Annotated in this window: 10 protein-coding genes; all 10 read left to right on the forward strand. The window is 30.8% G+C overall.

What is annotated here, in order from left to right:
• Positions 1-510, forward strand: a 510-nt coding sequence (locus O970_RS09350; RefSeq protein WP_133459432.1) for a M23 family metallopeptidase, incomplete at its 5' end; no start/stop codon positions are given.
• On the forward strand, positions 473-1,258 hold the full coding sequence (locus O970_RS09355) for a M23 family metallopeptidase (protein WP_133459433.1): 786 nt from the start codon (positions 473-475) through the stop codon (positions 1,256-1,258). The genes O970_RS09350 and O970_RS09355, both read left to right, overlap by 38 nt.
• 16 nt (positions 1,259-1,274) lie before the next feature.
• Complete coding sequence (locus tag O970_RS09360; protein WP_133459434.1) at positions 1,275-2,075, forward strand: hypothetical protein; 801 nt, start codon at positions 1,275-1,277, stop codon at positions 2,073-2,075.
• A gap of 13 nt (positions 2,076-2,088) precedes the next feature.
• Positions 2,089-2,460, forward strand: coding sequence for a hypothetical protein (locus O970_RS09365; RefSeq protein ID WP_133459435.1), 372 nt, complete (start codon positions 2,089-2,091; stop codon positions 2,458-2,460).
• Positions 2,461-2,463: 3 nt separating this feature from the next.
• Complete coding sequence (locus O970_RS10015) at positions 2,464-2,619, forward strand: hypothetical protein (protein WP_238610636.1); 156 nt, start codon at positions 2,464-2,466, stop codon at positions 2,617-2,619.
• 152 nt (positions 2,620-2,771) lie between these two features.
• Entirely contained in the window at positions 2,772-3,782 is a 1,011-nt protein-coding gene (locus tag O970_RS09370) for a hypothetical protein (RefSeq protein ID WP_133459436.1), read from the forward strand.
• A gap of 31 nt (positions 3,783-3,813) precedes the next feature.
• Positions 3,814-4,293, forward strand: a complete 480-nt coding sequence (locus O970_RS09375; protein WP_133459437.1) for a hypothetical protein — start codon at positions 3,814-3,816, stop codon at positions 4,291-4,293.
• Positions 4,294-4,329: 36 nt separating this feature from the next.
• Positions 4,330-4,869 carry a hypothetical protein gene (locus O970_RS09380; protein ID WP_133459438.1) on the forward strand — a complete coding sequence of 180 codons (540 nt, stop codon included), beginning with the start codon at positions 4,330-4,332 and terminating at the stop codon, positions 4,867-4,869.
• 31 nt (positions 4,870-4,900) lie between these two features.
• Positions 4,901-5,380, forward strand: a complete 480-nt coding sequence (locus tag O970_RS09385) for a hypothetical protein (protein ID WP_133459437.1) — start codon at positions 4,901-4,903, stop codon at positions 5,378-5,380.
• 7 nt (positions 5,381-5,387) lie between these two features.
• On the forward strand, positions 5,388-6,830 hold the full coding sequence (locus tag O970_RS09390; RefSeq protein ID WP_133459439.1) for a hypothetical protein: 1,443 nt from the start codon (positions 5,388-5,390) through the stop codon (positions 6,828-6,830).
• Positions 6,831-7,101 lie beyond the last annotated feature (271 nt).

Raw genomic sequence — 7,101 nt, forward strand, 5'->3', positions numbered from 1 at the left:
GAGAATAGCCCTGAAATTATTTTCCCATTAAAAGTAAAACCTATAAACAATTATGATAAACAATTTGGTAAAAACTTTAATTGGACTAAAAATAATAATCAAACAATGTTTGGATGGAGGCGTAGTGGTGGAAGAAAACATGCAGCACGTGATTTATATACTGAACCAGAAACGGAAATTGTTGCTATTAGTGACGGTATAGTCCTAGAAATAAGTAATTTTTATTCTCAAACATATCAGATAACAATAAAACATGAAACTAAGAGTGGCCAGCAATTTATTATTCGTTACGGTGAGGTAGATAAAGAAAGTGTTAAAGTTGAAGTTGGTGATGTAGTAAAACAAGGTACTATAATTGCAAAAACAGGATTATTACTTAAAGAACTCAAAAAAGGTGAAAAAAGTAGTCATATTGTTGAAATTAAAATTAGTCCTAAAATAACGAAGCGATATAGGCCAGAATTGATTATTGATGGCAAAGGTGGCAGAGGCGCAAAGAGCAAACTCTAACCAATCCCCTGTTAATGCTAACACGCCGATACTTTCTAACTTATCAATGGATGGAAAAGCGTGGTTTATTCATCCGGTGGCGATGATTGATTATTTTAATGAGAATAGCCCTGAAATTATTTTCCCTTTAAAAACAAAACCGATAAATAATTTTGACATGAGGTTTGGTAAAAATTTTAACTGGACTAAAAATAATAATCAAACAATGTTTGGATGGAATCGTAGCGGTGGCAAAAGAAAACATGCGGGACGAGATTTATATACTGAACCAGAAACTGAAATTGTTGCAATATGTGATGGTGTTGTATTAGATGTTAGTCCTTTTTATTGTAAAACTCATCAAATAACAATAAAACATAAAACGAATAGTGGACGTCAATTTATTATTCGTTATGGTGAAGTAGATAAAAAGAGCATCAAAGTTGAAGTCGGTGATGTTCTCAAACAAGGTACAGTACTTGCAAAAACGGGATTATTATTGGAAGAGCTAGAGCCAGGAGAAAAGAGTAATTATACTCAGATAATTAAGGTAAATGGTATAGAACAAAAATTCAAGCCTGTACTAGTTATTAATGGAAAAATAATTTATATGTTACATTTAGAATATTATTCAGGAGCAAACGGTCTAGATTTAAAAAAACCGTTAACTAATAGGTCAAATTTACCTTATCAAAGACGCGCTGATTTAATCGATCCTTTAGAGTTATTAAAAGAAGGATATCAGAGTACTTTTGGGATAGAACTTTAGAAATTTGGAATTAAAGATGAAAAAATTTTTATTTAAAAGTTTATTGATAATTTTATTGCCTTATTTTGTTTATGCTTCAGATGGTGATTCTGGTAAAAAGACTTACTATTCATTGAAAAAAGAATTATTAAGGGGAAAAGCGGAAGAAAGAGAAAAAATATTAAATCTAGTAGGTGATTTTGCCACTAATAATCGGCAAATACTTATTCTTGCTTCTTGTAAATTTAAGCCATTTGTGGGAAATCAGGAAGATATTAATAACCAATTAAATAAAATTGATTTTTTAGAAAATTATGGTGAATATCTTAGTCAAAATAATTTGTCATTCAATGAAATTAGTAGACTTTATTTTCTTGATAAATCTAGTCTATCAAATGAATGTAATGAATTTAATAAATTGCCAATCATACAAATAAAAAATAATTTAGCGATTCCTATAAGAAAACAATTAATTTTTTTTCAGCGACTACCCAAGCAGGATGAAAAAAATATTAATAATTATAATAATAACGTAAAATGCCTCAAATACCAACAAGTGGATATGGAAACCACTCATACTTGCTATTATAAAAACATGACAATTTTGGATGTCTATAATGCTATGTATTATAATTCTTCTTATGTTTTTAGGAAAAAAATTAAAGCAGGTGAAAATTTTTCTGCTTTTTATGAAGATTATGGTGTAGATGTTGAATATAAATGGTCAGGAAAAAATAAGTTAGAAATTACGCAATATTTTCAAGGAGGAGTGACCTATTATACTTTTATTTATCAGAACGATAAAACAAAATTAATAAAAGTTCATTCTCCTGATTAAGTAATCATACAAAATGATAGCTTTTGACGAATTAAGATCACCTACCAGTAATGAGGAAGTTATCCCGATAGAAACTTGGGGCAATATTGAAGAAAATGCACAAGAACAGATAAAAATTGTTAGCCCTTGGCACTGGGCAGAGTTTAACACCATAGAAGAGAAAGCGACGCCGGGGGAATTGGTCGATAAAATCAACAAAAATCAAGTAGCTAAGTTAGATTTAGCCGATTACATCCCGACCATGACCGCATTACACCGCATATTAACCCAAACCTATCTCTATTCAACGCAGCGTAAAAAACCGCTACCTCCGTTTACCCATAAATATTTAAAGCAAGGATTACACAGTAATAGGACGCTCAACAAATTGACCATCTATTATTAAACTATGAAAGTAAATAGTATGCTGGATGCACAGTTAAGTAAATGGAAAGAGATAGACCAATTATTTGGATCAGAAAAAACAGCAACAAAAAAAGATTATCGAAGCAAAGTTGATCAACCGAGGGTTAACCCAGCCTTAGCAGCAAAATTTTGCGTTTAACAAAGTGGACGAAGTCCACCAAGATATTAAATAAAGCTGGCAGCAGGAAAAAGTAAAAGAGCGAAGATCAAAAGAAAAAGCAGCGAAAAAAATTCCGAGAGAAAAGCGAAAGTCAAACAACAACGCACAAATAAAAAATAAGGAATAACAAAATGAAATATATAAAAAGTATCTTACTGACTATATTATTAACCCCCGCTATTAGTCATGCCATGTTTCGTATTTATACCGGTACTATTGGGCAAGATAACGCAGAATTTTATTTTGATGATGAATATGCGGTTTATCTTGACGGTAAAGAGAATCAAGTTAAACGTTTAAGTTTCATTAGAAAAAATAATGATACGTTTAATTTTGAAGTTTATTACGCAAATTCTTTTGAAAAAATAGTGGATAAAATAGTTATTGAGAATTTTGATAGAAACATATTTAATTATGATGCAGACGCCTATCCATATCTAACTGGACGTACTCTTAACGGAGATAAAATAAATTTACATAAAACATTTGAATATAAAAAATACGATGAACGTTCATTGCGTGAAGCAGAATTTTACAATATCGATTATTTACAACGAGATAGCACTAAGGATTTCTATTTTAAAGTGATAATATCTAAACAAAAAAATCAAGAAGCAAATATCGTTGGTATCAAAATATATAGCAAACATGATGGCAGGCTTATTCAAACTATTACCGGTATCAAAGGATATGAGTTTCATGGTGAAGTTAATATCATAACTAATGATGACTTTGATTTTAATTTTGATGGAGATAACAATGACTTTTATCTCTTCAAAGATAGATTAACAGGCGCTAATACCACAGCCGACTATTACGTTTATGACAAAACCCAACAACAATTTGTTAAATTAAATCTTGAAGGCAATGCATTCCGCTTTGATTACGAAGAAAAAACTGCCACCAGCTACAAAAACTGCCCTGGTAAAAAAAATAATGACCATATAGATTTAAGGGATATATTTCAATACACAGGTAATAACTACTATAAACGCGTCAACACCGAATGTTTATATAAAGAGGGCAGTCATGTAAACAAAGATAACCACCAATATGAATATAAAAAACAGAGAGCCTGTAAACCTAAAGAGACAGTCGGTTGTCGAAATTATATTAATACAAATGATGATGAAGATGATTAATAACATACTGAGATAAATAATCAGTGATTTATTGGTTGTGGTCGTATTACTCAATATCGAGGCGGGTACTCAACAAACCATATCAAAACGCCACTCTTGTTATGGCAGCCATTCCAACTTATCCTCTGATGATAAAACACGGTTTTATTCATTGGTGGCAATGTACCAACGGATGAATTTACCGAAAACTACTGATCATATGAGGAAAGCGCTAGATATTCATATGGTTTGCAATAATCCTAAAATCACAGTATCTCATTTATGTGATGATGCAAGAGAAGTGATGATTAAGTATTGTAATGCACATTATAGATGGGATGTTGAAAATGTTATTTCTTTAGAGGCAGGGAATCGAGTAAAAAAACCAAGAGAGCAAGCTGTAGCATCAACATGGGTACATTTTGATGTAAGAAGTTTTGAAATAGATTATTTGAAAGATGAATATTTTGCCAAAAGCGTTGAACAAGTTAATGGATTACCAATGCGATCATTAATAATTAATAAAGGTTAAAAAACATATGAAAACAATCAAATTACATTTTATTTTATGTTTATTATTCTTGAGCTTAATTGTATCAAAATATATAGCAAACATGATGGCAGGCTTATTCAAACTATTACCGGTATCAAAGGATATGAGTTTCATGGTGAAGTTAATATCATAACTAATGATGACTTTGATTTTAATTTTGATGGAGATAACAATGACTTTTATCTCTTCAAAGATAGATTAACAGGCGCTAATACCACAGCCGACTATTACGTTTATGACAAAACCCAACAACAATTTGTTAAATTAAATCTTGAAGGCAATGCATTCCGCTTTGATTACGAAGAAAAAACTGCCACCAGCTACAAAAACTGCCCTGGTAAAAAAAATAATGACCATATAGATTTAAGGGATATATTTCAATACACAGGTAATAACTACTATAAACGCGTCAACACCGAATGTTTATATAAAGAGGGCAGTCATGTAAACAAAGATAACCACCAATATGAATATAAAAAACAGAGAGCCTGTAAACCTAAAGAGACAGTCGGTTGTCGAAATTATATTAATACAAATGATGATGAAGATGATTAATAACATACTGAGATAAATAATCAGTGATTTATTGGTTGTGGTCGTATTACTCAATATCGAGGCGGGTACTCAACAAACCATATCAAAACGCCACTCTTGTTATGGCAGCCATTCCAACTTATCCTCTGATGATAAAACACGGTTTTATTCATTGGTGGCAATGTACCAACGGATGAATTTACCGAAAACTACTGATCATATGAGGAAAGCGCTAGATATTCATATGGTTTGCAATAATCCTAAAATCACAGTATCTCATTTATGTGATGATGCAAGAGAAGTGATGATTAAGTATTGTAATGCACATTATAGATGGGATGTTGAAAATGTTATTTCTTTAGAGGCAGGGAATCGAGTAAAAAAACCAAGAGAGCAAGCTGTAGCATCAACATGGGTACATTTTGATGTAAGAAGTTTTGAAATAGATTATTTGAAAGATGAATATTTTGCCAAAAGCGTTGAACAAGTTAATGGATTACCAATGCGATCATTAATAATTAATAAAGGTTAAAAAACATATGAAAACAATCAAATTACATTTTATTTTATGTTTATTATTCTTGAGCTTAATTGTATCATCAGCTACCGCTGATGAGAAAAAAACTTTGGATAATTGGGGAATTATTTATGGTATTAGCGGTACATTGATAAATGAAACAACGATTGATTTTGATATAAAATTGCTTGGTGATAAATTTTATTTTAATAATCAGCCGTTTTTGATTACACGTAACACTATGCCTACAAAAGATTTTTTTATAAAAAATAATATTGAACAAACATATTTTGATTTAAAAGAACAGCAAGAATTACTAGCGTATAATTATAATATTAAATTAAATGATAGCATTACTTATCTTCAATTTGATAAAACCATTGATAATAGTCTATTAAAACAGTATGTAACACAAAATAGGCAAGTAATATTATTGGACGATATACTACTTCTATTTGGAAAAAATGGTGAGCCAGTATTTTATTCAAAACCTTATTTTGAAAAGGAATTTATTAAAGACGTACCTCAATTACCCATAATTGAGGTGCCATTTAATGCAAAACAGGCTTATGTATTAGATCGAGATCGAATGTCAAAACAAATATCTCTTCATTTTAAAAATTTTTTGGATCTTCCATGGTCTGCAACAGATATATACGGAACAAAATTTTCTCCCATTTCATCCATTATAAATCCAATATTTATTGATGTATTCTGGGACAGTGGCGAAGCAGATTCATTTTTATATCTTTTTTCAAGTGACTATAAAGTTCTAGATAAATTATTAATGTTCAACTACATAACCACAACTCGAGGCGGTCCTGGCGGTGATGGGCAAGCTGTTGGTTATCGGTACTTTACCATTGATAAAAACTATTTTATCGAACGTCGCCAACGCTTTGAAGATGAAACAATGGAGATTCAACATTTTCAGGTCACAAATAAAGGAAAGTTTCAAGAACTGCCTACTACCTCTAATTGTTACCGCGAATTTGCCATTAAAGATAAAAGTCAACACTCAGCGCAAAGTCTTCTCTTAACCAGTAATCAAGCAAATAACTATTTACGTTTTGATGGCGGAAGATTAGATGCGCTTGATGATGTCACATTAACCTTCAATCCCAATGAAAAAACACTTTGTGTGAACTATCAACAGGCTTATTCAGTCACCTTTGGTAAGGCCAATTCAAAACAATTTTTTGGCAATGATGAATTATATCAAAAGCATATCGCTAACTTTAAAGAGCATGATATCGATATTAGCGATGAATTAACCTATATAACTATTGATAATATTAAAAACTCACTCTTATCTAAATTTTTATTACATGGTAATCAAGCCATTTATATGAACAATACATTATTTATCGTGGGGGAAGACTATTTTGTTGCTTATAGACAACCTACTGTTAATGAAGTGATATATGAAGAAATGACTTATAGCGAAAGTAATAATGAAGATTAACTGAGTAATTGATATTTTAATGTATAAAAGAATAATTAACTATTCAGCGGAATAAATAGCATTAAAAGGAATAAATGGATTTATCTCTTTATATTGGTATTGTTATCCTTCGTTAAGGATAAATAGTCATCAGATACCATAGTATATACTTTTCAATTTATCCGCTGATGATGAGGTCTAGAATCGAAATTCATCAGTATGATAAATAGATAAGTAATAGGGCGTTAGCTAAAAAAATTTAACCTGTGTCTATCAAAGTCTAAAACATTAT

It is taken from the genome of Candidatus Schmidhempelia bombi str. Bimp (assembly GCF_000471645.3).
GTDB classification, from domain to species: domain Bacteria; phylum Pseudomonadota; class Gammaproteobacteria; order Enterobacterales; family Orbaceae; genus Utexia; species Utexia bombi.